This window comes from Streptomyces albidus (ex Kaewkla and Franco 2022) (assembly GCF_013870515.1).
Lineage (GTDB): Bacteria > Actinomycetota > Actinomycetes > Streptomycetales > Streptomycetaceae > Streptomyces > Streptomyces albidus.
Window position 1 is genome coordinate 55399 of sequence record NZ_JACBXA010000003.1, and the last position, 26933, is coordinate 82331.

Annotated in this window: 26 protein-coding genes; 13 read left to right on the forward strand and 13 right to left on the reverse strand. The window is 69.5% G+C overall.

The features are described 5' to 3' along the window. Window positions 1–13: 13 nt before the first annotated feature. From H5J26_RS01265 to H5J26_RS01280, 4 genes are all read left to right on the forward strand, one after another. Window positions 14–1216 carry an ABC transporter substrate-binding protein gene (locus tag H5J26_RS01265; protein WP_181763748.1) on the forward strand — a complete coding sequence of 401 codons (1203 nt, stop codon included), beginning with the start codon at window positions 14–16 and terminating at the stop codon, window positions 1214–1216. 1 nt (window position 1217) lies between these two features. Beyond that, window positions 1218–3251 carry an ABC transporter permease gene (locus tag H5J26_RS01270; protein ID WP_181763749.1) on the forward strand — a complete coding sequence of 678 codons (2034 nt, stop codon included), beginning with the start codon at window positions 1218–1220 and terminating at the stop codon, window positions 3249–3251. A 73-nt stretch (window positions 3252–3324) separates the two neighbouring features. Continuing rightward, window positions 3325–4182 carry an ABC transporter ATP-binding protein gene (locus tag H5J26_RS01275; protein ID WP_181763750.1) on the forward strand — a complete coding sequence of 286 codons (858 nt, stop codon included), beginning with the start codon at window positions 3325–3327 and terminating at the stop codon, window positions 4180–4182. Between the two features lie 6 nt (window positions 4183–4188). Further along, window positions 4189–5019 (forward strand): ABC transporter ATP-binding protein, encoded by an 831-nt coding sequence (locus H5J26_RS01280; protein ID WP_181763751.1) that lies wholly within the window; start codon window positions 4189–4191, stop codon window positions 5017–5019. A gap of 313 nt (window positions 5020–5332) precedes the next feature. Here H5J26_RS01280 and H5J26_RS01285 read toward each other — a convergent pair whose 3' ends face one another. The 3 genes from H5J26_RS01285 to H5J26_RS01295 form a co-directional block, all read right to left on the reverse strand. Then, window positions 5333–6553, reverse strand: coding sequence for an FAD-dependent monooxygenase (locus H5J26_RS01285; RefSeq protein ID WP_181763752.1), 1221 nt, complete (start codon window positions 6551–6553; stop codon window positions 5333–5335). A gap of 222 nt (window positions 6554–6775) precedes the next feature. Continuing rightward, entirely contained in the window at window positions 6776–8206 is a 1431-nt protein-coding gene (locus tag H5J26_RS01290; RefSeq protein ID WP_181763753.1) for an aminotransferase class I/II-fold pyridoxal phosphate-dependent enzyme, read from the reverse strand. Between the two features lie 122 nt (window positions 8207–8328). Continuing rightward, window positions 8329–8499: a hypothetical protein gene (locus H5J26_RS01295; protein WP_181763754.1), complete on the reverse strand. Its 171-nt coding sequence runs from the start codon at window positions 8497–8499 to the stop codon at window positions 8329–8331. Between the two features lie 1087 nt (window positions 8500–9586). On the opposite strand from H5J26_RS01295, the gene H5J26_RS01300 reads away from it, so the two are divergent. Continuing rightward, window positions 9587–10576, forward strand: coding sequence for an alpha/beta fold hydrolase (locus H5J26_RS01300; RefSeq protein ID WP_181763755.1), 990 nt, complete (start codon window positions 9587–9589; stop codon window positions 10574–10576). A gap of 277 nt (window positions 10577–10853) precedes the next feature. Here the strand turns inward: H5J26_RS01300 and H5J26_RS01305 are convergent, their stop codons facing one another. The 4 genes from H5J26_RS01305 to H5J26_RS01320 all read right to left on the reverse strand — a co-directional run bounded on the left by H5J26_RS01305 (window position 10854) and on the right by H5J26_RS01320 (window position 15679). Beyond that, complete coding sequence (locus H5J26_RS01305) at window positions 10854–11819, reverse strand: aldo/keto reductase (RefSeq protein WP_181763756.1); 966 nt, start codon at window positions 11817–11819, stop codon at window positions 10854–10856. Between the two features lie 139 nt (window positions 11820–11958). Then, the gene (locus H5J26_RS01310) at window positions 11959–14097 is read right to left on the reverse strand and encodes a xanthine dehydrogenase family protein molybdopterin-binding subunit (protein WP_181763757.1); all 2139 of its coding nucleotides are present in this window, start codon (window positions 14095–14097) and stop codon (window positions 11959–11961) included. Continuing rightward, entirely contained in the window at window positions 14094–15104 is a 1011-nt protein-coding gene (locus tag H5J26_RS01315) for an FAD binding domain-containing protein (protein ID WP_181763758.1), read from the reverse strand. Before H5J26_RS01315 ends, H5J26_RS01310 begins: the two co-directional genes overlap by 4 nt. Next, window positions 15101–15679, reverse strand: coding sequence for a (2Fe-2S)-binding protein (locus H5J26_RS01320; RefSeq protein WP_181763759.1), 579 nt, complete (start codon window positions 15677–15679; stop codon window positions 15101–15103). The genes H5J26_RS01315 and H5J26_RS01320 overlap by 4 nt, the downstream gene beginning before the upstream one ends. A gap of 247 nt (window positions 15680–15926) precedes the next feature. Here H5J26_RS01320 and H5J26_RS01325 point away from each other — a divergent pair, with 247 nt between their 5' ends. Continuing rightward, a complete protein-coding gene (locus H5J26_RS01325) occupies window positions 15927–16505 on the forward strand; it encodes a TetR/AcrR family transcriptional regulator (RefSeq protein ID WP_181763760.1) in 579 nt (192 codons plus the stop codon). A gap of 251 nt (window positions 16506–16756) precedes the next feature. On the opposite strand, the gene H5J26_RS01330 is transcribed toward H5J26_RS01325, so the two are convergent. The 4 genes from H5J26_RS01330 to H5J26_RS01345 all read right to left on the reverse strand — a co-directional run bounded on the left by H5J26_RS01330 (window position 16757) and on the right by H5J26_RS01345 (window position 20474). Then, the gene (locus H5J26_RS01330) at window positions 16757–17131 is read right to left on the reverse strand and encodes an SRPBCC domain-containing protein (RefSeq protein WP_181763761.1); all 375 of its coding nucleotides are present in this window, start codon (window positions 17129–17131) and stop codon (window positions 16757–16759) included. A 168-nt stretch (window positions 17132–17299) separates the two neighbouring features. After that, window positions 17300–18031: a GAF and ANTAR domain-containing protein gene (locus H5J26_RS01335; RefSeq protein WP_181763762.1), complete on the reverse strand. Its 732-nt coding sequence runs from the start codon at window positions 18029–18031 to the stop codon at window positions 17300–17302. An 85-nt stretch (window positions 18032–18116) separates the two neighbouring features. Then, complete coding sequence (locus tag H5J26_RS01340; protein WP_181763763.1) at window positions 18117–18767, reverse strand: ANTAR domain-containing protein; 651 nt, start codon at window positions 18765–18767, stop codon at window positions 18117–18119. A gap of 360 nt (window positions 18768–19127) precedes the next feature. Beyond that, window positions 19128–20474, reverse strand: coding sequence for a PQQ-binding-like beta-propeller repeat protein (locus tag H5J26_RS01345; RefSeq protein ID WP_181763764.1), 1347 nt, complete (start codon window positions 20472–20474; stop codon window positions 19128–19130). Between the two features lie 459 nt (window positions 20475–20933). Here H5J26_RS01345 and H5J26_RS01350 point away from each other — a divergent pair, with 459 nt between their 5' ends. Further along, entirely contained in the window at window positions 20934–21962 is a 1029-nt protein-coding gene (locus H5J26_RS01350; protein WP_181763765.1) for an aminoglycoside phosphotransferase family protein, read from the forward strand. A 34-nt stretch (window positions 21963–21996) separates the two neighbouring features. Here the strand turns inward: H5J26_RS01350 and H5J26_RS01355 are convergent, their stop codons facing one another. Continuing rightward, window positions 21997–22323, reverse strand: a complete 327-nt coding sequence (locus H5J26_RS01355; protein WP_181763766.1) for a MarR family transcriptional regulator — start codon at window positions 22321–22323, stop codon at window positions 21997–21999. A gap of 131 nt (window positions 22324–22454) precedes the next feature. Here H5J26_RS01355 and H5J26_RS32165 point away from each other — a divergent pair, with 131 nt between their 5' ends. Beyond that, window positions 22455–22910, forward strand: coding sequence for an ANTAR domain-containing protein (locus H5J26_RS32165; protein WP_181763767.1), 456 nt, complete (start codon window positions 22455–22457; stop codon window positions 22908–22910). An 89-nt stretch (window positions 22911–22999) separates the two neighbouring features. Further along, window positions 23000–23215, forward strand: coding sequence for a hypothetical protein (locus H5J26_RS01365; protein WP_181763768.1), 216 nt, complete (start codon window positions 23000–23002; stop codon window positions 23213–23215). Window positions 23216–23315: 100 nt separating this feature from the next. Here the strand turns inward: H5J26_RS01365 and H5J26_RS01370 are convergent, their stop codons facing one another. Further along, window positions 23316–24254 carry a LysR family transcriptional regulator gene (locus H5J26_RS01370; RefSeq protein ID WP_235980181.1) on the reverse strand — a complete coding sequence of 313 codons (939 nt, stop codon included), beginning with the start codon at window positions 24252–24254 and terminating at the stop codon, window positions 23316–23318. A gap of 73 nt (window positions 24255–24327) precedes the next feature. Here H5J26_RS01370 and H5J26_RS01375 point away from each other — a divergent pair, with 73 nt between their 5' ends. The 4 genes from H5J26_RS01375 (at window position 24328) to H5J26_RS01390 (ending at window position 26932) form a co-directional block, all read left to right on the forward strand. Then, on the forward strand, window positions 24328–24501 hold the full coding sequence (locus H5J26_RS01375) for a hypothetical protein (protein ID WP_181763769.1): 174 nt from the start codon (window positions 24328–24330) through the stop codon (window positions 24499–24501). 309 nt (window positions 24502–24810) lie between these two features. Then, window positions 24811–25035 carry a hypothetical protein gene (locus H5J26_RS01380; protein ID WP_181763770.1) on the forward strand — a complete coding sequence of 75 codons (225 nt, stop codon included), beginning with the start codon at window positions 24811–24813 and terminating at the stop codon, window positions 25033–25035. Window positions 25036–25200: 165 nt separating this feature from the next. Continuing rightward, window positions 25201–25332: a hypothetical protein gene (locus H5J26_RS31825; RefSeq protein ID WP_268932955.1), complete on the forward strand. Its 132-nt coding sequence runs from the start codon at window positions 25201–25203 to the stop codon at window positions 25330–25332. 274 nt (window positions 25333–25606) lie between these two features. Further along, entirely contained in the window at window positions 25607–26932 is a 1326-nt protein-coding gene (locus tag H5J26_RS01390) for a deoxyguanosinetriphosphate triphosphohydrolase family protein (RefSeq protein ID WP_210770879.1), read from the forward strand. Window position 26933: the final 1 nt, after the last annotated feature.

The window sequence follows — 26933 nt, forward strand, 5'->3', positions numbered from 1 at the left end:
AACGGAGACCTGAATGTTCAACGCACGCATCGTGCGCGGCCAGAGAATACGGACCGCCTGCGCGGTGGCCCTCACACTCGCGGTGACTGCCACCGCGGGGTGCAGCGGCGAAAGCAGTTCCGACGAGGACACCGTGACGGTCGGCCTGCTGTCCTCGCTGTCCGGTGTCTACAAGCCGGTGGGCACCGAGACGAGGGACGGCTTCAAGCTCTATCTGGACACGCACGACGGCAAGTTGGGCGGGCGCAAGATCGATCTGAAGGTCGCCGACGAGGGTGACGGCCCGCCGACGGCGCTGCCGGCGGCGAAGAAGCTGATCCAGAAGGACCAGGTCGACGTCATGACCGGCGTCACCGGCGGCGGATCCGTCAAGGCGATGCTTCCCCTCGTACAGCGCAACAAGATTCCGCTGGTGGGATCGAACGCCCGTCCCCCGGTCGAGGACGGCGAATACGTCTGGCACACCAGTTACATGTCGGACGAGCCCGGCGCGGCCATCGCGAAGCACATCAAGACGACGGTGGACGGACCGGTCTACGCGATCGGCCCGGACTACCAGGGCGGCCACGACCAAATGCGCGGCTTCACCACGGCCTTCGACAAGACCGGCGGGGAACTGGCCAACGCGGACGGCAAGACGACCTGGACGCCCTTCCCCAAGACCACCAACTTCGCGCCGTACCTCTCCAAGATCGCGGAGTCCGGAGCCAAGGCCGTCTACTGCTTCTACGCTGGCAAGGCCGCCATCGACTTCGTGAAGCAGTACGCCGAGTCCGATGCCGCGGATCTCCCGCTCTACTCCCCCGGGTTCCTCACCGAAGGCTCCACCCTGCCCGCCCAGGGCAAGGCGGCCGACGACATCTACTCGGTGCTCAACTACTCCGCCGACTTGGACAACGACGCCAACCGGAAGTTCGTCTCCGACTGGACGGCCAAGCACGACGCGCCTCCCACGAGTTACGCGGAGGCCTCGTACGACGCCGCAGCGACGCTGGACAAGGCGATCGGGGAAGCCGCCAAGAAGGGCGAGGTGAACTCCGAGACGATCAACAAGGCCATCGCCGGCCTCGGCAAGATCGACAGCCCGCGCGGCACCTGGGAGTACAGCGAGAAGACGCACACACCCGTGCAGCAGTGGTACCTGAGGCAGGTACGCCCCGACGGCAAGCAGCTGGCGAACGTCGTCGTCAAGGACTTGTCGACGCTCGGCAGCTGACGTGAACGTACTTGATGCGCAGCTCGTTCCGGCGGTCGACGGCGTGGCCTACGGGCTGCTGCTGTTCGTCGTCGCCGCCGGTCTGAGCCTGGCCTTCGGTACCGCCGGCGTGCTGAACCTCTCCCACGGCACGCTGTACGCCATCGGGGCTTACACGGGTGCCGAGTTGAGCGACGGCACCTGGGCGGGCCTGCTCCTCGGGCTGGCCACGGGTACGGCGGTGGCCGGGACGGCGGGGATCCTGCTGGCAGTGCTCACCACTCCGCTGGTGCGACGCGGCCATCTCGCGCAGGCGCTGCTGACCTTCGGGCTGGCGCTGATCGGCGGCAACCTGCTCATCGAGTACTTCGGTTCCGACGCGATACCCGTGCGGATACCCGAGGCGCTGGACCAGTCGGTGACCCTGCTCGGGCACCGCTACCCGGCCTACCGGCTGGGGTTCATCGTCATGGCGCTGCTGCTCGCGGCGTTCGGCACCTGGGTGCTGACGCGTACCCGCGCCGGGGCGGCCGTACGGGCCGCGGCCGACGACTCGCAGATGCTGGCGACCACCGGCCGCAGCCCGGGGGCGGTGCACACCGGAGTACTCGCCGCCGCCGGTGCGTTGGCCGGGGCGGCCGGGGTGCTCGGCGCGCCGATCATCGGCCCGGGCCCTGACACCGGTGACACGGTACTGATGCTGTCCCTGGTGGTCGTGGTGCTCGGCGGGCTGCGGTCCCTGTGGGCCACCCTGTTCGCCGCCATCGCCGTGGGTGAGGTGCAGTCCCTCGGGGTCTCGCTGGCTGCGGACTGGGCGCCGTACCTGCTCTTCGCCGCCATGGCCCTGGTGTTGACCATACGGGCGCACCGCAGCGCGGTGCCCGCGGCCGCCGGCCACGACGCCGACGCAGCATCGGCCACCGACCCGGTCGCCCGGCTGCTGCGCCGGCTCGGCCCCGCCCGAGAGCCACGGGCCGATTCCGCGCAACGACAGCAGACTCCGAAGAGGGCGGAGAGCTCGGGTCAACCGGACCCGGCCACCGGCTCGCGACGTACGGCACAGGTCGCCGGACTCAGGTCCAAGTCGCTCCCCCGGCCGGTCCGGCAGGTCGCACCAGGACTCGTACTCCTGGTGGCGCTCATTCCGCTGCCGGTGCTGCTGTCCCCCTACGCCCTCTCACTGGTCGGCTATGCGCTGGCGTTGGGACTGCTCGCGGTCAGCGTCACCGTGCTGACCGGCTACGCGGGTCTTCCCACTCTGGGGCAGGCCGCTCCGTTCGCCGTGGGCGCCTACACCACGGCGCTGCTCGCCGGCGCCGGCTGGACGGTGGGACCGGTCCAGGTGCTCGCCTCCGCGACAGCCGCCGCGTTGTTCGCGCTGGTCACCGCTCCTGCGGTGATACGCGCCCGGGGCACGACCGTGCTGATGATCACGCTCGCCATCGGGGAGTTGACCGTCGTCGCCGCAGGCGAGCTCAAGTCCGTCACCGGCGGCACCGAGGGGCTCATCGACTTCCCGCCGACCCAGGCACTGTGGGGCGGCGAACCATTGATCGACGAGAGCCCTGCCTACAACTACAGCCTCGTCGTGGCGGCCTGTGCCATCGCGCTCACCCTGTTCTTCCTGCGCTCGCCTGCCGGGAAGCTGCTGATCGGTACGCGTGAGGCCGAGGCCCGCATGCGCGCCTCCGGCCACCCCGTGGCCCGCTACCTCCTGCTCGCCTACATCGGGGCGGGGGCCCTCGCCGGCATCGGCGGCTCGATGCTGACCACCGTGCAGGCGTACATCTCACCGGCGGACGTCGGCTTCGAGATCGCCGCATTCGCACTGCTGGCGGCGGTCATCGGCGGGACCCACTCGGTGCTCGGCGCGATGTTCGGAGCCGGGCTCATCGTCTTCATCCGGGACTGGCTCTCCGCGTCCTGGCCGGGCCACGGCCCGTTCTTGCTGGGCGTGCTCTTCGTCGTCACCGTCTATCTGCTGCCGCGCGGCCTCGCCGGGCTGCGCCCTCCGATCCAGAACCGCTGGTTCCGGGCACTCAGGGGCACCGCATGACACGCAACCACCCTCGACCCCGCTGCGCGCTTTCCACGGCGAGCCGCCCCGGCGCGCGCCTCATGGTGATTCCGTGCTGACGCTCTCCCACCTCACCCGCCGGTACGGCAGTCTCATCGCTGTGGACGACGTGAGCCTGAGGCTGCCCGCCGGCGCCCGCCACGCCGTGATCGGCCCCAACGGCGCCGGCAAGACCACCCTGTTGAACCTCATCGCCGGCACTGACCGTGCGGACAGCGGCCAGATCCTGCTGGCTGCCGCGGACCGGTCAAGCGGCAAGGACCGAGCGGACGGCGCCGAGGGCGCGATCGACTCGGCCGACGCCGACATCACCCGTATGGCAGCCGCCCGGCGTAGCCGGCTGGGCATCGCCCGCAGCTACCAACAGCCGTCCGTCATCGCGGGGTTGACCGTACTGGACAACATCATGCTGGCCGGCTGGCGGCATCACCGCGCGGGCCGAGCCGCCTGGCGGCGACCTTCCCGCAGACGGCTGCTGCGGGAACTCGCGCTGAACCGGCTGGACACCGTCGGCCTGGCCGAACTCGCGGACCAGCCGGCCGGTGGGCTGTCGCACGGTCAGCGCCGGATGCTCGATATCGCCGCCGCGATGGCCGGGCAACCACGGCTGTTGCTGCTGGACGAGCCCGCAGCTGGGCTGACCGACCGCGATATCGGCCGCCTGGTCGGACTGCTCCGGGACATCCCGGCGGAGGTCGCCCTGCTACTGGTGGAGCATCACATCGAGGTGGTGACCGAACTCGCGGACACGGTCACTGTGTTGGCCGCGGGCGGCGTACTGGTGAACGGCAGCACCCAGGAAGCACTCAGCCACCCGGAAGTCCGCGAGATCTACCTGGACACCGTCCCCGCCTCCGTCGAGGCGCCGACGCGCAGTGGCTCCGGGCCCGTGACCGGCGCGAGAGGATGACCGCGGATGCTCGAACTCACCGGACTGAGCGCCGGATACGGCGGCGGGACCGTGCTGCACGAGCTGGATCTGACTGTGCCCACCGGCACCGTGCACGCGGTCGTGGGTCACAACGGCGCCGGTAAGACCACGCTCGTACACGCCGTGGCCGGCCTGCTGCGCCCCAGCGGAGGCTCGGTGCGGGTGAACGGGCGGGACGTCAGCGGCCGAGCCGCCCACCAGGTCGCGCGCGCAGGCATCGGGCTGGTCCCGCAGGGGCGGCGGGTCTTCGCCAGCCTCACAGTGGGTGAGCACCTGCGACTGTCGTACCGCCCACCGCGCCCGGACAAGGGCGACGGTGGCCGTGCGGCTCGCAGGGAACGGATCTGGACGCCGGACAAGGTGCTGGAACTGCTGCCCCGGCTGGGTGAGCGCCGAGGGCACCGGGGTACCGACCTGTCCGGCGGCGAGCAGCAGATGCTCGCACTCGCCCGTGCCCTGCTCGGCAGCCCCCGGGTTCTGCTTCTGGACGAGCCGACCGAGGGCCTGGCGCCGGTGGTCGTACGTCAGATACGCGAACTGATCGCCACCCTGGCCCTGGAGGGCATATCCGTGCTGCTGGTGTCGCCGAGTCCCACGCTCGCGGTCCAGTGCGCCGACACGGTCACCGTGTTGACCTCCGGGCGGGTCACCGAACGGCTCGACGGCGGTCCGCTGCGAGCCGATCCCGGCGCGCTCCATGCCGCACTGGAGCTCGCACCCACTACCGCCGCTGCTGACCGGCCGCTCGGGTCGGCCACGAACACCGCACCGGTCCGGGCGGGGTCCGGGAGCAGCGAGGAGAGCCAGCGGGCTTGAAGTCAGCCCGGACCTGTAGGTCCGGAACGGTTCTCGCCGCTCCACTGCCCAGCCCTTCGTCGCGGGCAACACCGGGGCTGCGGGCAGGCGTTCGGGGGAAGCTGCGCGAGGCGACGAACGCTTCCGGGTGCAGACTCCGCTTCGACGTGTTGCCTGCCTCGTGAGGCACGTCGGGAGGGCATCCTGCCGGGACGTCTCGCCGGTTCGAAGGCCGGCCGTCGCCCCGGTCTGCGGCGTCGACTCTCCGCACTCGTCGCCGACTGAGGAACACGCGAACGCTCCCGCGACGGTCCCAAGTCCGGCCGCGCCGGGGTCAGTCGGGGCGCAGGGCCTGGCCTCCCAGGCTGCCGCCGGGCGCCGAGCCCCGATTCTGCTCCTCCCACCAGGCGTGGAACTCCGGTTCCCGCATGGTCGACCAGTCCGGCGTCCGCACGACCTGCGCTTCACCCATCCGACGCGCCAGGCCGACCATCTGGCCACCGACGACGCTTCGCCCTTCGTCATAGGCGGTCAGGATCTCCTGCCAACTGCCCCCCGAGCGCCATACCCTCTCCAGGGCCGCGGCGTCCTGCAGGGCCTTCACACTGCCGGCACCGATGTGCGGCCGGGCGACCGTGGCCGCGTCCCCGGCGAGCAACAACCGCCCGCGGGCGTAGTGCGGCACCGACAGGTCATAGATGGGCTGGATGAACGTGCGCTCCTCCGGGCTGCGCAGCACACAGTCGGCCCAGTAAGGCGGGAAGTGCTCGGCGACGAGGTCGCGCAGGGACGCGGTCAGTTCCGCGGCCACCTTTCCCGGCGGCAGCGAGGTCGGGCTCCGCAGCTCCTCGTCGAGGCCCGACTCCGCGGGTGGGCGGGTATAGAGCACCCAGTTCATGCGGTGCCCCTCTTTCCGGTCCGGTATCAGGTACATCATGCAGTGGCCGCCGGGGAAGACGACGACACGCGCCTCCTCGTCCCCGCCCTCGGGCAGGTCCGCGGGTGCCTCTGACGTACCGCGCCAGCCCAGGTAACCGGCGTACGCGGGGGCGAGTTCGGGGAACATCGCCTGCCGGACGACCGAGCGGTAACCGTCGGCGCCGATCACCAGATCGAAGTGTTCCTCACTGCCGTCCGCGAGTCGCACGGTTGCCCTGTCGGCGTCGGTAGCCACCTGGGCGACGTGGGCCTCCGCGCGGAAGTCCGTGCCGTCCGGGACCCGCCGCCGTAACTCACTCCAGAGCGAACCCCAGTTGTACGCGCGGAAGGGGAAGGGCTGGCTGGCCATGTTCCGGCCCAGGTCCGTCGCGCCGTCCCGTACGGTCCAAAGCCGCCGGGAGAGAGGCGCCCAGGGCATGGCGTCGGTCATGTAACCGGCGGCTTCGAGTTCGGCGAATCGGTCGCCGTGCACACCGATTCCTACGCCACGGTCGCGTAACTCACCGCCCGCGCGCTCGAAGACGGTCACCTGCTCGGCACCGCCGCGAGACGCGGCCAGCGCCATGGCGCAACCGGCGATGCTGCCGCCGACGACGGCGACCTTGCCTCCACCCATGAGATGTGCTCCTCACAACTCGCCAGCCGCAGAAGGAGGTTCGCACACCGCCGGGGGCGGGGTGAAGGCGGGGTGTACGCCGCCATACCTTCCTTCCTGGGTGCCCCATGGGGCTGGCCGACGGGGCAAGGCCGCCGCGACGCCGGCGGCGACCGGGCGCTGGACTCGGCCTGCACGCATCGCCCTCTGCCAGATCCACGACGGTGGACGCGGCCTGGACCACTACGGGCGAGCGGGCGCCCCCTGGCCTACGGTCATCGTGCTGTGCTCCTCGCTGCCGATCGCGGGAGCGGCCGCGGCAGGCGGAGTGGTGGCAGGCGCGAGGGTGGTCATGCGGGGGCCGTTCCAGCCCAGGCCGGCGGCCACCATCCGGTCCAAAGCGGTGGCGAGGACGTCTGATCCGAGACCGAGGTAGAGGCGGATGACGTCCTGCGACGCCTGCACGGGACGGCCCGGCGTGCTCATGTGGCCCTCACCCGGCAGCACCCCGGCACGTTGGAGGCAGTGCTGGCGGAAGTCGCCGTCGGCGCCGCCCACCCCAGAGGCTGAATACCAGGGCGGGACGGGCAGGAGCATGTAGGGGCCGCAGCTTCCGGCGACGAACGAGCCCGCTGGATAGTGCAGGTCCCGCTGTATTCGTTCTGCGACTTCGGCGCGGGTGACCGCGTATGCGGCGCGCTGCTCGGTGAGGTAGATGTCGGCGGCCGGGTCGGCCAGCCAGGCCGCCATGGCCGCTTGGAGGGGGACGGCCGTGGTGTAGGTGTGCTGGGGCAGCAGGCGCGCGTACAAGTCCTCAAGGGTGCCGGGCGCTGCGACCGCGGCACCAACACCCCATCCATTGCAATGGAATTGCTTGCCCATGCTTCTCGTGGCGAGCCAGCGGGGACGCCGAACCCCCGACGGGAGGGACGCGACCTCTTCCAGCAGGATGCGCAGCGCGGGCGTGGGTGTGACGGCGGGATCGTGGACGGCGTAGTAGGCGTCATCGACCAGCACCTGGACATCGAACTGGAGCGCTGCCCGCACCATCTCCCGCACGACGCCGGCGCTCCAGTTGGCCCCGCTCGGGTTGTGCTGCGCGTTGATGACCAGCAAGACCGGGCCTGTGGTGTCCCGGCGCGCCTGGTCGAGACGTTCCTCCACTTCCTGTGTGTCCGGCTGGTATCCGCGGTCGCTGCTGAGGCCGAAGTGCCGGATCTCGTATCCGAGCGGGGCGTAGACGCCGGGGTAGTCCCAGCCGGGGGAGGCACACACGACAATCGGTCGCGCGGATGCGGTCGGCTTGTCTTCGATCAGGAGGCGACCGAAATCCCGCATGACGGAGCGGGTGCTGCCCGCGCTCCCCGCCACCTCGAAGTCGCTGCCCAGCACGGCGGCTTCATCCAGGTGCTGGGTGCGGGTGATGTAGTCGCGCAGGACGAGGCGCAGCGCGGGCAGACCGTAAGGGGTGAGCTGGTAGCCGTGTGCGTGCGCGGGCACGTCTCTCAGTGCGGCGAGCAGACCCGGTGGCGGTCCCTGCCAGGTCTCACCCAGGGAGAGGTAGATCACGCGTGACAGGTCGTGGCCCTGGTCGCGGTGGCGGCGTAACAGCGCCAGGTCGCCGTAGGGGTTGGTCAGATCGGGCGGCCCGGCGATGTCCAGCAGCGGCTGCATCGTGATGTGCTCCTGACGGATAGTTCGTTGCGGAAGGAAGGGATGGACCACGGCAGGACGGCGCGGATGCTGTACGAAACCGCGGCCCCCGTTTCCCGTGGCGCGAGCCTTTCACTGGCCCGTCAGATCATGAACTCGACGAGGAGGATCTGTAAGGGGCGAGATAAAGCATCGACGGCGGCGAGCTCTGGCGAGCGGCGGCCGAAATCATCGCCGCGGAGACAGGCCGTGACAATTCCGACTTCTGCGGTGTGAACCTTGAATTCCTCAGCAAAACCGACGGCCTTCCGCACGCTCGTGTACGGCCCCGCGGGGTGAGTGGGAGCCTGCCCATCTCGTCGGCCCCGGTGTAGCCGGCCCTGAGCAGAACTGGAGCGACGAACATTCGCGCTCGATCCGCCGGTGGGCGAACTCAGAAGCGCGATCGCGCGGGAACTGGACGGCTTGCAGCAAGACAGCGAGCACCTGCACAGGGACGTCTCAGGAGGCTGGCTGCCGTACCGCGTTCGCCGGTGCTGCGCTGCGACGGTCGAACGCGGAGAACTTCCGTACGAAACGGTGCTTACCTGCCGTGAGTGAAATATCTCGCAGGCACGAACAATTCGTGGCCGGTGACGAATTGGACTCGCACTCCAGCGGCTGTCCAATCGGTAGACTCGACCCCGCCGGCGCCGATATCGGCGTCAATGTCCGCTGGATGCCCATAGGACAGACCCGGATCCCGGCCGATCATCAGGGTGTAGGACTCGCGTCCGGACAAGGTGTGCCTTCGGACGAGCCCCAAGTAATGCCGCGACTCGTCCTTGTAGGAAACCGTGGAGAACTCATTGCTGCGGTGGACGACCTCGGATCGTGGCCACCAGAGCAGTGTGAGCAAAGAGGCGGTCAGCGCTACGCCCATGGCACCGCCGAGCATCATCGGACCGAGGCGATTCAGCCGGCGAAAGCGGACCCGCCGGTCTTGCGACGACGATTCCTGGACGATTGTGGTCCTCCTTCGCGGCAGGCGTACGTGCACTCGGTGACCGGGTGGACGTGACGCGACCGGTGCGACGCTGCTCGGCTGCGGATGCCGGGTATGACGCACCTTCCCGAAGAGAGGTTCATCGTCGGCGGCGATGTCTCTTCGCGGTGTTGCGGCGATGTGGGACGTCCGCTGCAGCGGTGTGACGGGACGCGCTTGCGCGAAGGGCTGTCGGCCGACGGCTTCGGCCGCCCCTGCGTCCGAGGGGATTCGGCCAGGAGCGACCAGTGCGGGTTGCCAAAGCAGCAACAGGATTCGCGGTGGCCCCGATGCCTGTCGCATGATCACTGCCAGGCCTCTCGACCCACGCAGTACGGGCTGGCGCAGGCAGATCGAACGACAATCCCGGAGGATCCATGTCGCAGCCCGCCCAGGTCACGGATGTCACGCATCGTCTGGTCCCCTCCCCCGCCGGCAGGATCCACCTGGTGGAACAGGGCGTGGGGCCTCTGGTGTTGCTGGTGCACGGGTTCCCGGAGTCCTGGTATTCCTGGCGCCACCAGTTGCCGGTGCTGGCCGCAGCCGGATACCGCGCGGTCGCCATCGACGTTCGCGGCTACGGACGTTCCTCCAAGCCCGAGCGCGCGGCCGCATACCGGATGCCCGACCTGGTCGAGGACAACGTCGCCGTGGTGCGAGCGCTCGGTGAGGAGAGCGCGGTGATCGTCGGGCACGACTGGGGCTCGGTCATCGCCGCGAGCTCGGCCCTCATCAGGCCGGACGTCTTCCGTGCGGTCGGGCTGCTCAGCGTTCCCTATGCGCCGCCCGGTGGTCCCCGGCCCAGCGAGGTCTTCGCCCGGATGGGGGGCGGGGACGAGGAGTTCTACGTCTCCTACTTCCAGGAGCCCGGCCGCGCCGAGGCCGAGATCGAAGCCGACGTCCGCGGCTGGCTCGCAGGGTTCTACGCGGCCTTCTCCGCCGACACCATGCCCGCCACCAGTGCCCCGGACCCGCACTTCGTCAGCCGCGGAGGGACGCTGAGTGACCGGTTCCCCTCCGGCCGCCTGCCCGAGTGGCTCGGCGAGGGCGACCTCGACGTCTACGCCGGGGAGTTCGAGCGGACAGGCATGGGCGGCGCGCTCAACCGCTACCGGAACATGGACCGGGACTGGGAGGACCTCGCCGACTTCCACGGCAAGCCCATCACCCAGCCGTCCCTGTTCGTCGGCGGGGGTGCGGACGCCTCCACCACCTGGCTGGCCGAGGCGATCCAGGCCTACCCCGCCACCCTGCCCGGTCTGGTTTCCTCGCACGTCCTTGAAGGCTGCGGCCACTGGATTCAGCAGGAGCGCCGCGAGGCGGTCAACGAGATCCTGACCGGCTGGCTCGCATCGCTTCCCAGCTGAGCACCACCGGGGCCTCGCACGGCACGCGCTGGTGGGTGCGCTTCGGGGGAACGTCGGCTGGCGGGCACATGGAGGGCTCCTCGGCGTGAGGGCCATCGCGCAGGGCTCACCCCTCGATCCGCCATTGACGAGCGGTGGATGTCCGCGCGCCGTGCCCTCGGGCCCTTCGCCCGTCGGGCAGTTGGACGCCGTCGTCCTCCGTGACCCCGTCGTGCGGACGCCGCTGGGCAAGCTCCGCTACTGCTGCCGCCTCCACGGTCGAGCGGGCCTCAAGTCACTACGTCCACGGCAGAGCGGCTCTGTCCTGCCAGTACGCGGTGGCCGGTTCCGCCAGGGCCGACAGCCGTTCGGCCTGATCGGCGGTGAGTCGCGCGGCCCGCGCCGAGACGTTGTCGTCCAGTTGGCCCGTCGTGGCGGCGCCGGAAAGGACGATGTCGGCCCACGGCTCGCGCAGAGCGGCGGCCAGAGCCAGTCCGTCAGGTGCGCTGCCCGTCTCCCTCGCGAGGCGGCCGAGGGGTGAGTCCGCCGCCTCCTGCACGAGGCGGCCGTTGGCGAGGGCCTCCTTGACGATGACGGTGCGTCCCGCGTCGTGCGCCTCGGCAAGCGCGGGTCCGGCGGAGAGCTCCATGAGGTTGTACGTGGCCTGGATGCTGGAGAAGAGCGGGACGCCGTCCACGGCTACCGAGAGTGCGGCGCGGATGGCCACCGGCTGTTCGGGACCGGAGGTGCTCAGCCCGATGCTGACGCCTTCGGCCGCGAGACCGGCGAGCCCTTCCTGCAGCGTGCGATCCGTGAGGACGGGACTCTCGGGCGTCACGGAGTGGACCTGGTAGAGGTCCAGACGGTTGCCGAGAAGGCGCCGCGTCTCCGCCAGTTGCCGGTCGAAGGTGGCCCGGCTGTGGTCCTTGGTCTCGTGCACCGCCGCGTCGATGTGCCAGTCAGCCGTGTAGGTGTAACCCCACTTGCTGCCGATCACGCAGTCGCTGCTTTCCGGGCGGCTCCGCAGCCAGTTCGCAAGGAACTCCTCCGCCCTCCCGTATGAGCGGGCGACGTCGAAGTACCGCACCCCGTGTGCGTACGCCGCGTCGAGCACTTCGTGAGCACGGGCCTCCATGGCCTCGACCGTCCGCTCGGCGGGCAGATCCGAATCCCTGCCGAGGGTGATGTATCCGGGGCGCCCGAGCGCGGCCAGGCCGAGCCCGATCCGGGTGGCCGGGCTGTCCGGGAGACGTTCGAGGGACACGGTCACATCCTTGCCTGAAGGACTCGTCTTCGTGGTGCCGGACGGGCCTCTGGGATCGACGGCGAGAGCAGGGCGGTGGCTGGCCGACCGCCACGAGGACGGCGAAGCCCTGCTCTCGCCGGCTCAGTTCCTCGGCGCATCAAACACGCTGAGTTCCCTCCCCCGCCAGCAGGACGCGATCGGGCCGGATCGGCAGGCTCCGATGGCGTACACCGGTTGCGTGCCACACGGCGTTGGCTATCGCCGCCGCGGCGCCCACGATGCCGATCTCGCCGATGCCTTTGATCCCGACCGGGTCGTCCGGGTCCGGGTCGTCCACCCAGCCCGCCTCGACGTGCGGGACGTCGGCGTTCGCGGCGACGTGATAGCCCGCGAAGTCGGCACCGACGTTGCCCCCTGAGGACTGGTCCCTGACCGCTTCCTCGTGCAGGGCCATGGAGATGCCCCAGGTCATCCCGCCGACGAACTGGCCGCGCGCTGTCAGCGGGTTGACGATCCGGCCCGCCGCGAAGATGCCGAGCATCCGCTGCACACGTACTTCGCCGGTTGCCGTGTCCACGGACACCTCGGCGAACTGCGCGCCGAACGAGTGCCGTTCGGTGGCCGCGAGAGCCCCGATGGCCGCGGAGGTGTCCGAGCGCGCGGTGATTCCCTCCGGCGGAATGCTGCCGCCCAGGGCCAGTTGCTCCCGCAGATCACGTGCGGCGGCCGTCACCGCCCACCCCCACGAGCGGGTGCCCATCGAACCGCCGGCGATCATCGCCTGGCCGAAGTCGCTGTCCCCGATCCGTACGCGCACCTGATCGGTGGCCACGTCGAGCGCTTCGGCGGCGATGAGGGTCAGGGCGGTCCGCGCGCCGGTTCCGACGTCCGACGCGGTGATCCGCACGGTGAACGTGCCGTCCGCCTCCGCCGTCACTGCCGCCGTGGACGGGATTGCTCGCGCGGGGAACGAGGCAGCGGCCGTGCCGGTTCCGATGAGCCGGTGCCCCTCACGGCGCATGCCCGGGCGCGGGTCCCGGTCGGCCCAGCCGAACCTGCGGGCACCCTCGCTGAAGCAGGCCAGCAGGTTGCGGCTGCTGAAGGGCAGTCCTGACACGGGGCCGGTCTCGGGATCGTTGCGTGCTCGCAGCTCGATCGGGTCGATGCCGCACTTCTCGGCGAGTTCGTCGAGCGCCGATTCCAGCGCGAACGAACCTGGTGCCTCGCCCGGCGCACGCATGAAGGTCGGGGTCGGCACATCGAGCCGCACGACCCGGTTGGCAGTGCGGTGAGCGGGGGCGTCGTACATCACCCGTGCCACCCCGGCACTCGCTTCGACGAATTCGTGGACGGTCGAGGTGAGGCTGAGGGAGTCGTGCTCCAGCGCGCGCAGCCGCCCGTCGGCGTCCGCACCGAGCCTGATCCGCTGCGTCGTGGGGCTCCGGTAACCGATGAGCGAGAACATCTGCCGACGGGTCAGCACGACCCGCACCGGGCGCTGGAGCACGGTCGCCGCCATCACTGCCGCCACCTGGTGCGCGCGCACCCCCTTGGAGCCGAAGGCGCCGCCGACGTGCTCCGACCGGACCCGGACCGAGGACGGGTCGAGCGAGAACAGCTTCGCCAGCTCGTTCACGATCCACGTGCTGCCCTGGTTCGAGTCGACGACCTCGAGACGGCCGCCCTCCCAGCGGGCCGTCGCCGCGTGCGGCTCCATGGGATTGTGGTGTTCCTCCGGCGTCGTGTACTCCTCGTCCACGACGACGGCGGACGCGGCGAGTTCGGCCTCCAGGTCCCCCTTCTCCTCCACGTCCTGCCCCTGGGGGCCACCGGAGGCGTAGGCGTCAGGACGCCCGGCGGAGAACGCGATGTCGTGCGGCTCCTCTTCGTACTCCACCACCAGCGCCTCGGCCGCCTCCCGGGCCTGCTCGGACGTCTCGGCGACGACGAGCGCCACCGGCCAGCCCCTGTGCGGCACACGGTCGTTCTGGAAGACGGCGGCGGTCGGGTCCGGAACTCCCAGCAGGCCGACGTAGTCGGTGTCCACGTGCGGTGCGTTCCCGTGATGCAGGACGGCGAGCACGCCGGGCATCGCGAGGACGGGCCCGGTCTCGACCGAGCGGATGCGCCCGCGGGTCACGGTGGACAACGCCAGCCAGCCGTGGGCGAGTTCAGCGAACGGGACGTCCCCGGCGTAGCGGGCGGCTCCCGTGACCTTCTCCGGTCCCTCGACGCGAGTGTGCGGAGCGCCGTGGGAGCCCTTGACGGACGTGGTTCCGGTCGTCGCGGTGGTCATCGGGCAGTCTCCTCGCGCAGTTCGGTCAGCACGGCGACCACCAGGTTGTGCATCAGGGTCACCTTGTATCCGTTCTCGGGCAGCGGCTGCGCGGCCGCGAGTTCGGCGTCCGCGGCGGCGGCGAAGGTGTCCGCGTCGGCCGGTGCCCCGATCAGGGCCCGCTCGGCTTCGCGGGCCCGCCACGGGCGGGACGCGACGGCCCCGAAGGCCAGGCGCACATCGTGCACGGCGCCGTCCCTGACATCGAGCGCGGCGGCGACGGAACCGATCGCGAACGCGTATGAGGCGCGCTCACGGACCTTCCGGTAGCGCGAGCGCGCGGAGACCGGTGCAGGGGGCAGGGTGACGCCGGTGATCAGCGCTCCTGGCGGAAGGGCGGTCTCCAGATGCGGGGTGTCACCCACGGGCCTGTAGAAATCGGCGATCGGCAACTCTCCCCCGGAGGTGGCACCCTCAGGCCCGTCCGCCGTTTCGTACGAGACGACGGCGTCGAAGGCAGCCAGCGCCACACCCATGTCCGAGGGGTGTACGGCCACGCAGTGTTCGGAGGCGCCCAGGATCGCGTGATTGCGGTGCTCGCCCTCGATCGCCGGGCAGCCACTGCCGGGGGCGCGCTTGTTGCACGGCTGGGTCACGTCGGTGAAGTACCCGCAGCGGGTGCGCTGGAGCAGATTCCCGCCGACCGTGGCCATGTTGCGCAGCTGTCCCGAGGCGCCGGCCAGCACCGCTTGCGCCAACGCCGGGTAACGGCGCCGGACTTCGGGGTGGGCGGCCAGATCGCTGTTGGTGACGGTCGCTCCGATGCGCAGGCCGCCGCCCTCTGTCGATTCGATCTGTCCGAGGGGCAGTCCGCTGATGTCGACCAGCTGGGCGGGCCGCTCGACGCCGATCTTCATCAGGTCGACGAGGTTGGTGCCGCCGCCCAGGAAGCGCGCCTCCGGATCGGCTCCGAGTTGCGCGACCGCGCCGGAGACGTCGACGGCGCGCTGGTAGCCGAACTCCCTCATGCCGCAGCCTCCTTGCCGGCCTTCCCGGCCCTGTTCCCGGCCTTGTTCCCGGCAGCGGCCGCCTCGGTGACGGCCTCGACGATCTGCACGTAAGCGCCGCAGCGGCAGAGGTTGCCGCTCATCCGTTCCCGGATCTCGTCGGCGGTCAGCGGTGCCGGTGCCGCATCGGGCCGTAGGTCGTCGCTGACGGCGCTGGGCCAGCCCGCCGCGTGCTCCTCGATCATGGCGACGGCCGAACAGATCTGGCCCGGTGTGCAGTAGCCGCACTGGTAGCCGTCGAGGTCGAGGAACGCCTGCTGCACAGGATGCAGCCGTTCGCCTTCGGCTATTCCTTCGATGGTGGTGATGTCGCGTCCTTCGGCAGACACCGCGAGTTGAAGGCAGGAGACAGCCCGCTGCCCGTCGAGCAGGACGGTGCAGGCACCGCACTGCCCCTGGTCGCAGCCCTTCTTGGTGCCGGTCAGATCGAGACGCTCACGCAGTGCGTCGAGCAAGGTGGTGCGGTGGTCGACGGACAGCGTGTGCTTCTCGCCGTTGATGTTCAAGGTGATGGCGCTGGACGTCGATGGGTCCATGCTCAGCCTTCTTTCGCGTATCGGAGCGCGTGGCGGACGACCGGGCCGGCAGAGGAACGATGACGGGACCGTACAGCTCGTACGTGGCGACCGCGGCTGCGAGATGTGCAGGATGCGAGGGGAACGCCGAGCGCGACGGGCCGCTATGGTGGACTCAACCGGACAGCTGTCCGTTACCGGGGAACGTACCGGACAGTTGTCCACTTTGGCAACCATGGGTTCTGGCACGGCCCCGTGAGGAGGACGAGTGCACCAGAGGAAAGACGCGCCTGTGCGCTCGGACGCGCAAAGGAACCGCGAGCGCATCCTCGAGGTGGCACTGGCAGAGCTCACGCACTCCGCGAACGTCCCGCTGAGCACGATCGCCAAGAAGGCGGGCGTCGGACAGGCCACGTTCTACCGCAACTTCCCCAGCCGCGAGGCGCTCGTGCTGGAGGTCTACCGCCACGAGATGCGGCAAGTTGCCGACGCCGCGACTCAGTTGGCCGAGACGCGCGAACCGGACCGCGCCCTGCGGGAGTGGATGGACTACCTCGCCCGGTTCGCCATGGCCAAGGCCGGCCTGGCAGACGCGATCCGCCAGGCCACCAGTGCGCCCGGAAACGCGGAGAAGCCGGGCCACGGTCCGGTGACGTCCGCCGCCGAACTCCTGCTCCGTGCCAACGAGGAGGCCGGCACCATTCGCCCTGGAGTCACCGGGGACGACTTCCTCCTCGCCATCGCGGGACTCTGGCAGATCGACCCCCTCGGTGACTGGCAACCACGCGTCAACCGGCTCCTCGACCTCGTCATGGACGGGCTGCGCGCGGGAGCGCCCGGAGCATGAACGCGATCATGTCCGCCGATGATCCGCCCCCGCTGACGGACTTGCCGTGGCGCGTCTGCCGTCGGGTCAGCTGCCCCCGAGCCCCGCACCCCCTGCAGCGACGGCTCACGTGGACGACCGGGCTCAACGCGCACAACGACCTCACAGGGATGGCCTGTTCAGTGGCCGCGACCGCTGGATGCTTGCTTCCAAGGGGTCATGTTCTATGGGGTCTGCCCTCAGCGTGGGGGAGGCTTGAGTGGGAAGTGCCGCTATACCCGGGCGAGTTCCGCGAGCAGGGCGAGGGAGTTGCTCCATGCCATGGCGCTCGTGGCGGCGTCGTCCAAGGCGCCGCTCTCGGTGATCCGTACCAAGGTCGCCTCGGCCTGGGGAGCGAGGGTGATCTCGACCAGGTCTCCAGGTTCCGGCAGCCAGCGGAACGCGAAGCGACGACGAGGCTCCACGGCCTCCACTCGTGCGGCAAAGCCACCGTGTTCGTCCCAGCGCAGGTGCATCTCACCCCCCGGCACCAGGTCGATGTCGGCACCCCCGAATGCATACCACTGCTGGAAGAACCCCGGCTCGGTGACCAATCGCCAGACACGGTCAAGGGCAGCCGGGACGAGGGCCTCTTCGGAGATTTCCATGCTGCGACCGTATCCGGGCTCCGGATCCAAGCAGCGAAAGCTCGGGCAGAAGCAATCATCCAGGTGCACAAGCTCCGTGACGGGGAGCCGGGCACCGGCGAGCGAGTTCATGCCGAGGCTCGAAAGGTCCAGCGGGTCCGGCAGGCCCGTCAGTCCCGGCCGGGACGCCTAGCCCGATGATGAACTGTCGCCTGCCAGGGCGGAGAGCAGCGCTTCGTCCCCCTCCGTGATCCGGTGCGCGACGACGGACAGCCGCTCGTGGTGGGCGCGTGCGTGATCCCGGATCACCGTGAACGCCTCGTCCATCGGGATCTGCAGACGCGCGGACAGCACCCCCTTGGCCTGCTCGATCGTGACCCGGCTGGTCAAAGCATTCTGCATCTGGCCTGCGAGGATCTCGCTCTCCCGGAGGCTGCGCTGGGACAGGATGCTGAGGGTGGAGATGTCCGCCAGGGCCTGACCGAGGTGCATGTCGGCGTCGCTCAGCGCGCGTGACTCGCTGTGGAAGAGGTTCAGCGTGCCGATGATCTCGCCGCGCAGGCGCAGCGGGAGCGCGTGGAGCGAGGTGAAGCCGGCTTCGCGTGCGGCCTCTCTGAGACGCGGCCAACGCGCCGTGTCGAGATCGGCGTTGATCACTTGTTGCCCGGTGTGGAAACACTCCACGCTGGGCCCTGCCTCGGTCTGCGACTCGAACATGTCCAGGAGCCGGGCATGTTCCGAAGAGGCCGCGGCCGAGCGCAGCCGGCCGTGCTGGTCGCCCAGCATGAGCCCCGCGGCTTGCACGTCGAGCAGCTCCACGCATCGGTGGGCCAGGGTGTGCAGGAGGTCTATGACGTCGAAATCGTCGACGAGAGTGTCCGCCAACTCCACGAACACCGTGACCAGTCGTTGTTCACGCATCGTGAGTCTTCCTCCAGTCGTGCGCCCCGCCACCGGCGGCAAGAGTAGCCATTTTTTGTCCATTGGCCGGTATGGGTCGAGTTCGTCATAGGCAGTCGTTGAAGTCCAGCCGCTTCGCCACGACGTCAGCAGCGACGTCGTCGATGGGGCGGTCGCTGCCGAAGGCGTAGCCCCGCAGGCGGATGAGTGCCTCGTCCAGACCGACGCCCAGTTGCTCGGCGATCATCCCGGTGGCCTGGTGCACCGCGGTACGCAGCACGACGAACTCGCCGCCAAGGCCCAGCCGTAGCAGCAGTGAGGTCAGGGCGTCGGCGAGGACCAGCACGTCACCGATTTGAGCGGTGCTCATCGAACCGGGCGAATCACGGTACAGCTCCAGCACACCCAGACCGATCGCCCCGATCCGCAGAGGGAACGCGAACACCGCGCGCACCCCGAGCTCGCCGACCGCGCTGGCGAAGGCCGGCCAGCGGGGTATCGGCATGTTGAAGAGATCCGGTTCGAGCACGAGAACGCCGTGCCGCGCGGCGTCGACGGAGGGGCCCTCCCCCAGCGTCAACTGGAGGCTTGCCAAAGCGGTGTTGGTCGCGCCACTGGACCAGATGCTCTCCGGGGTCCCCGTCGTACTGGTGACGACCGCGCCGAGACCGCTCACGCCCGCCACGGTCGCCGCCTCGTCGGCTAGTGCCCCGATCAGGTCGTCGTTCGCGGTGATCCGCGCCAAGACTGCCGCCATGCGCTCACTGGCCACTATCGCTCGCTTCTCGCCGACTTCCTGGTTGGGCCTCGTCGTCCCGGACCTCCACAGGCCGGGCCCACCGGGGCCGCTTGTCGGCAACGGCTCCCGCGATGTGGTTGGGTCCTGGTTCGGTCCTGCTCTCTGTGGGCCAATGATCTTGGCCGTCACTCGGCGGCACGACCGTCCAGTCCCGGCCATCTTAGTGCTCTCGGCCCCTGACCGGGGGTGTCCGTTCGCTGAGGGAGGCAGATGGGGTGAACCAAGTGCCGTTCGACGGCGGATTCGGGCTTGAGGCCCGGGCCGGCCAGGGGGCGGGATTCGGGGAACGCCCTGCGCCGCCCCGGTTGCGGACAGGGCTCACTTGGGGCCGAAGGCGGCGCTGACGTAGGCCCCGAGACCGTCCTCGTAGTTGTCCGAAAGCGTCGACCACTGGAGATACAACCGGCCGTTCTCGTACAGCGGCCGTTCCACGTGAGTCGTCCTTGTGAAGCCGTGCTCGACGTCCTCCCTGTCGTCAGGGTTCCGCAGGCGGAGCTCTTGCTCCTTGCCCTTCTCAACAGGATCGATCGCGACGATCTGACCGCCCGCGTCGTAGGTCGGCTTCTTGTACGCGATCAGCTTGCCGCCTTCCATCCGCAAGGGCTCGATGTGACGGTCCCTGCCGGCGCCCGACTTCCAGCCGGCCTTGCCCGTGTCGAGGTCGAAGGCCACAACGGCGTTGGTGGACGAGCCCTTGCCGGACTTGTGCTCCAGGGAGGGCAGGTAGACGTATCTGTCGTCGACGACCACGCTGAGGCAGGACTCGATGTCGGTGCGGCACCCCGGGTTGTGCTTCTTGAGGGGGATGGTGGACGTCAGTTCGCGGTCCTCTCCGATCACCATCAGTTCGCGAGGACGCTGGACGACCATGGGATCGCTGGAGACCACCTGCGCGAACGTCTGCGCGCCGGGAATCCTGAACTCCCATGTCGGCTTCCCCGTCTCCGGGTCGAGCTTCTGAACCCTGGAGTCGACGGATGCGACGACGTGGTCGCAGGTGACGACCGCCGTCAACTCCTCGCCACCCGTGAGACTTTCGTGCACGCACTCACTGTCCTTCTTGGCCTTCCACAGCAGAGTGCCGTCTGAGACCTTGTAGGCCGCCGTGCCCCGCCAGGCCCACCTGACCGCCACAACGTCCTGGCTGATGGTCACACCGGCCTTGCTGTCCGGCGCAGCCTGGCCGGCCCTCATCGTCTTCTGCCACTCCTTCTTGCCGGAGTTGACGTCGAAGACGACCAGCCTGGTGCACTCCGCCCGTGCATTGTGGGACTCCGTCATGAGCACTGCCGTCTTGCCGGCCGAGGAGATGTGTTCCGAGGCATTGCAGACCAGCCCGTCCAGGGGAAGTCTCCATTTCCGCTCACCGCTTTCCGGATCCACGCCGATGACGCCGAAGGTCGTCGTCCTGGCGTAGATCTCATCGGTGACCCAGGCGCCACGGAGGAACACCCCGGACTCCCCGGCGGGCACCTCAGGTGCCTTGATCTTGAAGAGTTCCCTGCCCTGACTCGCCGCGTCCTTCCCGCTGCCGTTCTCCTCGTCGCCGTAGACCATGAAGAAGCCAGCGGCTACGAGAGCTATGGCGACAGCGACCGCCGCGGCGACCAGGGCACGTGCCCTCCCGTTGCCCGCCTTGCCGTTGCCGCCGCCAACACCTTGCATGTCCTGGCCACTTGGAGACGGGGCGGCGGACGATGAAGCCTGCACGCTCGGCGTGGCCTCGGACGCTCCGGGTTCTCCCGCACTGGCCGACTGGCCGGGCGACGGCTGCGACACATCGGTTCCCTTCGTCGATGAACGGACTCGGCCCAAACCCGCTCATCCCGTGGACTGGGAGAAGCCAGCAGGGGCCTGCCCTCGGCTGACGGCACTTCCTCTCCTGCCGGACACCTGAACCGCCGTTACGGTTCCAGACCCGGTCCAGCCGACTGCCCGTGTGAACGCCCGGTCGGAGCAGGGAAGTCGGGAGTCGGCCGCTCCCACTGGGCGGCGATGACCGGGCACTCGCGGATCACGCCACTGCCTGCGGGGACGGACCGGCTTCTGAGCTGACGCCGGCGATCCGGCATCGCGTACTCCCGCGTACTCCCCTCGTCTTCGCCCGCCTGTAAGGATGAACTCATGTGGTCGCGGCTGCCGTTCGGGGACGACCTGCGGGCCGTGCTGGGCTCACCCAGCCGCTCCCGGCGTCTGGGCAGCAGTCCACGCTCACGTGTGTGGCGCGTGGAGCTGGCCGGGGCACCGGCGGTGGTGAAGCACATCATCGACGGTCCCGACGCCGAGGAGCGGTACGTCCGCGAGGTGGCCGCGCTGCGGCTTGCCGCCCGGGCTGACGCGCCCGTGGTGCCCGCGCTGCTGGGCACTGATCCCGGCGAGCGGGTGCTGGTCCTGGAGTATCTGGACCACCGACGCCCGTCCAGCGACTGGATCGTCGGCTACGCGGCGGCTCTGGCCCGGCTGCATGCCGCTGCGGGCCCGGAGGACGCCGGAGTACTCCCGCGTTGGCAGGGCCCGGACGCGTCCGACGTCGAATCCTTCCTCGGGCTGGCCAAGGCTCTTGAGGTTCCTGTCGCACCTGGAATGTCCGGCGAGCTCGACGGCCTCGTGCACCGGCTCGGCCAGGCGTCGGGGCACGCCCTTCTCCACGGGGATCCGTGTCCCGGCAATGACCTGCACACCACCGGCGGGATCAGGTTCATCGACTTCGAACAGGCATCCTTGGGCAGCGGACTGATGGAGCTCGCATACCTGCGCATCGGCTTCCCGACGTGCTGGTGTGTCACCGCGGCGTCCGCACCGCTGCTGGACCGGGCGGAGACCGCCTATCGCACGGCATGGCGCACTGCGGCCGGCACCGAGCTCCACGGCGATCTGGCCGACGCGTGCGCCGGCTGGCTGCTGAGAGGCGACGCACTGGTCCAGAGGGCGCAGCGCGGACCCACTGACCACCTGGCCCGGATCTCGGGCCAGGACTGGAAGTGGGGCACCGCGACCGCCCGGCAACGGCTCGTCCACCGGCTCGGTGTCGTCGGCCGGATGACTGCCGACCGCGCCGACCTGAGTGGCCTGAGCAGGCTCAGCGCGGACATGCGCCGACGAATGCTCGCTCGCTGGCCCGCCCTCCCACCAGTCCCGTCTCAACGCCCCTGAACACCGGCTGATCTCACGGATCCGGGGGCCGGGTCTAGTCGACGCGGGCGGTCTTGCGATCGGCTTCGGCCTTGACGAGCCAGGACAGCAATGAGGCCACCGTGAGGCCGGCTTCGGCCGGGTGGCGCAGCACTTTGTCGTGCTCGATCTCGTACGTGTTGGCGCGTCCCTCGCGGGTGTGGGACAAGTAGCCGTCCTGCTCCAGGTCGAAAATGATCTTCTGGACGGCGCGCTCCGTCAGTCGGCAATGTGCGGCGATGTCTCGGATACGGACGTGCTGATCGTCGGCGATGGTCGCCAACACGCGTGCGTGGTTGGTCAGAAACGTCCATCCGGTGTGAGGTTCCGGCACTCCATGCATGGCCTGATTCTAACTAACCAGCGTTCACGCACCAGGTAACACGTACTGGAGTTCATGTATATTTGAGCGTGTGCGGGCTGGCGAGTGTGTTTGGAGAGGAGGCCAGCCCCTCAGGGAGGGGAGAGAAGGCCATGTGTGAACCTGCGCCGTACGCGCAGCCGCTCACCCAGCAGACGGCCGAGCAGGCGGACGGCGACGGCACGGGGACGGAGTCCGCCCTGAGCCCGGTGGTGTTCGTCCATCCCAGCCCGGACGGCGATGGCGCACCCCACCCCGACGGTCTGCACGAGGACGGCCACCAGAGTCTGCACGCCGAATTGGAGCAGTTGCGACGAGCCATGGAGACCCGGCCGATCATCGACCAGGCCTGCGGCGTGCTGATAGCCACGTTCGGACTGAGCCCCCAGGGAGCCTGGAACGCACTCGTCACGACCTCTCAGAACACCAACACCAAGCTGCACCGCCTGGCCGGCGACCTGGTCGGCACCGCGCAGGGGGACCCGTTGCCCAAGGCCGTGCGGGAGCAGCTGAATGCCGCGGTCGACAAGGCGAAGGCAACCCCGTCGCCCCCTGGCCCGAAGTCCTGACGCTCAACCCGCGCGACTCCCGTACCAACCGCTGATGACGGAACCGACTGCAACGGGGCAGGCTGAATCCCCGGCGAGGAGTGCTGACCATGCCCGCTACACGCAAGCCCAGTACGGCTCTCGGGAATGCTCCGGCGACCTATCCGGTCTGGAGTCCTGACAAGGTCTACGCGAAAGGCGAACGCACCGTCCACGAAGGCCGGCTGTACGTGGCCGCGGAATCCGTGACCGCCGTCAGACCCGACCCGGGCAGTGGCTTCGATCACTGGCCGTGGGTCTATCTCGGCTGGCACTCACCGCGCTAGCCGCCGCCTGCGGGCGGATGCCGCCGCCGTCCCCGGCTCATCGGTCTCTGATCGCGGCTTCGATCTCGATGCGCTCGGCACGCCGTAGCCGGGTGTGCCGTCAGGCAGATTCGGGCCAGTCGTCCATGGTCTGGTGCTCACGCACCGCTTCTTCCAGCGCCCGTATCCCGAGGTCGATGAGCGGGCTCCGACGGCTGCCGCGGCGTACGCAGATGAGGATCCGCCGCGTCGGCATGTTCTCGCTCGACACCGGCACCCGCACCACCGCCTGGCCCGCCGGCCCCTCCGCCAGCCGCGGAATCAGCGAGACGCCCAGCCCGTTCCCGACCAGCGACCAGACCGCCGACCAGTGCGTGGCGCCATGCACGATCCGCGGCGAGAACCCGGCCGCCGCGCACAGCACCCGTACCCGCTGAGCGTGGTCGCAGGTGCCCGGGTCGGCGACGATCCAGTCCTCGGCCGCCGCGTCCTCCAGCCGCACCGACACCGCCCGCGCCAACGGATGGTCGGCGGCCACCAGCAGGATGTGCGGCTCCTCCAGCAGGAGGCTCTGCTCGAACCGCGCGTCATCCGGCGGCGGTCCGCCCTCGATGGGTTCCACGACCGCCAGATCCACCTCGCCCGCCACCAGCAGGTCCATGCTCTTCTCGGTGTCGCACTCCCGCACCTGCACCAGGAGTTCGGGATGGCTGCGCCGCAACCGCCCGGCGGCCGGGGCGATCAGGCCGCTGATCGCGGTGGTGAAGCCAGCGATGCGCAGCGGTCCGGTCATGCCCGCCCGGTGGGACTCCAGTTCTGCCTGCGCCTCCTCCCACCGGGCCAGCAGCGCGTCGGCGTGGTCGACGAGCAGGCGCCCCGCCGGGGTCAGCCGGACGCCGCGGCCCTGCGGCTCCAGGAGCGGGACCTTGAGCTCGCGCGCGAGTTCGCGCATGTGGTGGGAGACCGCGGACGGGGTCAGGTGCAGGGCTTCGGCGGCCGCGGTGACCGTGCCCTGCTGGCGCACCACGCGGAGCATGTGAAGCCTGCGCAGGTCAATCATGAAAGCATTTTGCACACACCACCAGCAAAACGTGCAATAGACCGCAACGGTCGTGCGGGGTCATCCTGCTGCCATGAACACCAACGCGAACACCATCGTTTCCCTGCACACCACCAGCGAGGGCGTCGTGGTCTGGAGCCGCTGCTCCTGCGGACGGCTTCAGATGGTCCTGGTTCCAAGCGGGTTCGACGGCAAAGGACTTGCCGCGGGCGGACACGACATCCAGTGCCCCCACTGCGGCAGTTAGTGCCGCTCGGCGTTCGTGGACCGCTGGCGGACTGCCGCTGTAGGACGTTCTAGGGCAGCACCACCCTGGGACCGTCGACCACGTCGCACCAGCGTTGCGGGGCTGGACCGATCCGGTGGCACTTCCTTCGGCTGCACGCCCAACTCGCAGTGCGGCCAGCGGAGTTGGGACGGTTCTCCTGATTCCCGGGAGCCGCCCGGGCTGGTTGGCTGTGGAGGTTCCTGCGGCTCACTCCACCTGCTGCCAGGAGGTGGTCCCTGAACCCTGCCCGGAGCCGTGGGACGAGGGCCGTCCTTCTAAACTCCCCCGATGGACAACATGAGTTGCACCCAGTGCGCCACGACCGGTCTCGAGCCGGGTTTCATCGAGGATGCAGGAGAACACTCCCGCGGGTACGCGCGGTGGATCGCCGGTCCGCTGGAGCGCGGCATACTCGGCGGTGCCAAGCGCATGGGCCGCCAGCGCTGGCAGGTCGAGGCTCACCGCTGCCCCAGCTGCGGGCACTTGGAGCTTTTCGCACGCCAGCATTCGTGATCCCACCGCCCTGATCCCAGCGCCGTGATCTCCACCGCGGCCCCGACTGCCCTCCGGTCCCGAGTGCCTGGTCGGACAGAGATGTCCACCGAGGCAGTTGGAGCGAGCGTCTGACGTCCCAATCCACATGCCGTGGCAGTCATGGCTCTGCCAGCCTGGCGAGCCATGACTACATACGAGCTGTTGCTCATCGGCGGTGGTGCGGGCGTCGGGAAGACGACCGTCGCATGGGAGGTGTCCGCTGTGCTGCAGGCGAGGGGAACGGAGCACTGTCTGATCGGATGGCACGGCATCTGAGCCAGCAGGCTCCTGGGGACAGCGTCCGTATCCCGACCGACGGTCGGCCGGTCCAAGACATCGCTCTCGATGTGCTCCAAGCAGCCGCCTGGTAGACCTGCGCGACGGGCTGCGAGCCTGTTGAGCGATCCGCCCGCTCTGCGACCGGTGGCAGCCGCAGCCCCCCGCTGACGTCTCTGGCATGACCGCTCCCACCGTGGAAGGCCGCACGACGGCGGGCCCAGCGAACACATAATGAGGTGAACGCTCCCGGTCACGGCACTACGATCCCGTCATGCGACCGGCTCACTACAGCGATGACGACCTGGAACAACACTCCCTGCGCCGAAAGGTGGCAGACGACGGACAGCGGTCGGGATTCGAGCACGACGTGGACCGGATCCTGTACTCCACCCAGTGGCGTGCGCTCGCGGGCAAGAGCCAGGTCGTCGCCAGCGGAGAACTCGGCGCCTACCACACCAGGTTGACCCACTCGATGAAGGTCGCCCAGCTGGGACGGCGGATGGCCGAGCGCCTCGAGCGACGCTACGGCGGCCCCAACCCGGCGCTGGTCGAGGCGGCTTGCATGGCGCACGACATCGGACACCCGCCCTTCGGCCACGCCGGCGAGACAGCGCTGCGAGTGACGATGGACGAACTGCACTTCGCGGGCGGGGTGCTCGACAGCTTCGAGGGCAACGCCCAGACGCTGCATCTCCTCACCTTCCTCGCCGCCCACAAGTACCCGGGGCACCGCGGGCTGCACTTGACCCGGGCCTGCCTGGACGCAGCGACGAAATACCCATGGGAACGCACCCCGCTCGACGTCGATCCCGCACGGCACTCGAAATGGGGTGTCTACGCGGTCGATCGCGAGGCGTTCGCGTGGGTGAGGGCGGGCCGCAGCGACGACGCGGTGCCGGTCGAGGAACAGCTGATGGACTGGGCCGACGACGTCACCTACGCCTGCCACGACGTGGAGGACTTCTATCGCACCGGGTTGATCCCGCTGGCCGCGCTCCTGCCCTCCCCCGGAGCAGCCGGCGGCGACACCGAGCGCGAGACGCAACGCTTCCTGGACTATGTGGAGGCCAAGCGCCGCCGCGACGGTGATGCTTTCGACCGGGACGAGGCGCTGCACCTCCTGGCCGACATCGCCAAAGCCCTGTCGGTCCCGGGTCCGTACGCAGGCCGCCACGACGACGACGTCGCCGTCAACGCCCGGACCGCCAAGCTGATCGACCACTTCACTCGCGACATCGAGCTGGCTGTCGACGGCCCGGCAGCGATCCGCTACGGCGCCCGCCTCGTCGTCCCAGCCGAGCGCCGGGCCGCTTGCGACCTGCTCAAGGAACTGGTCTGGTGCTACGTCATCGACCGCCCGGCGCTCGCCACCCAGCAGCACGGAAAGCAGCGCATCGTCTCCGAACTGCTGCGCTGGACCTACGAATCCCCTCGGCTCCTACCCACTGACCGGGCCGAGGAACTCGACCTCCACGGCGACCCTCTGCGTGCCGCGGCCGACCACGTCGCGTCCCTGACCGAGGACCAGGCCATGACCCTGCACCGCCGCCTGTCCGGCACCAGCCTGGGATCGGTGAGCGACGCCATGTGGCAGTGAC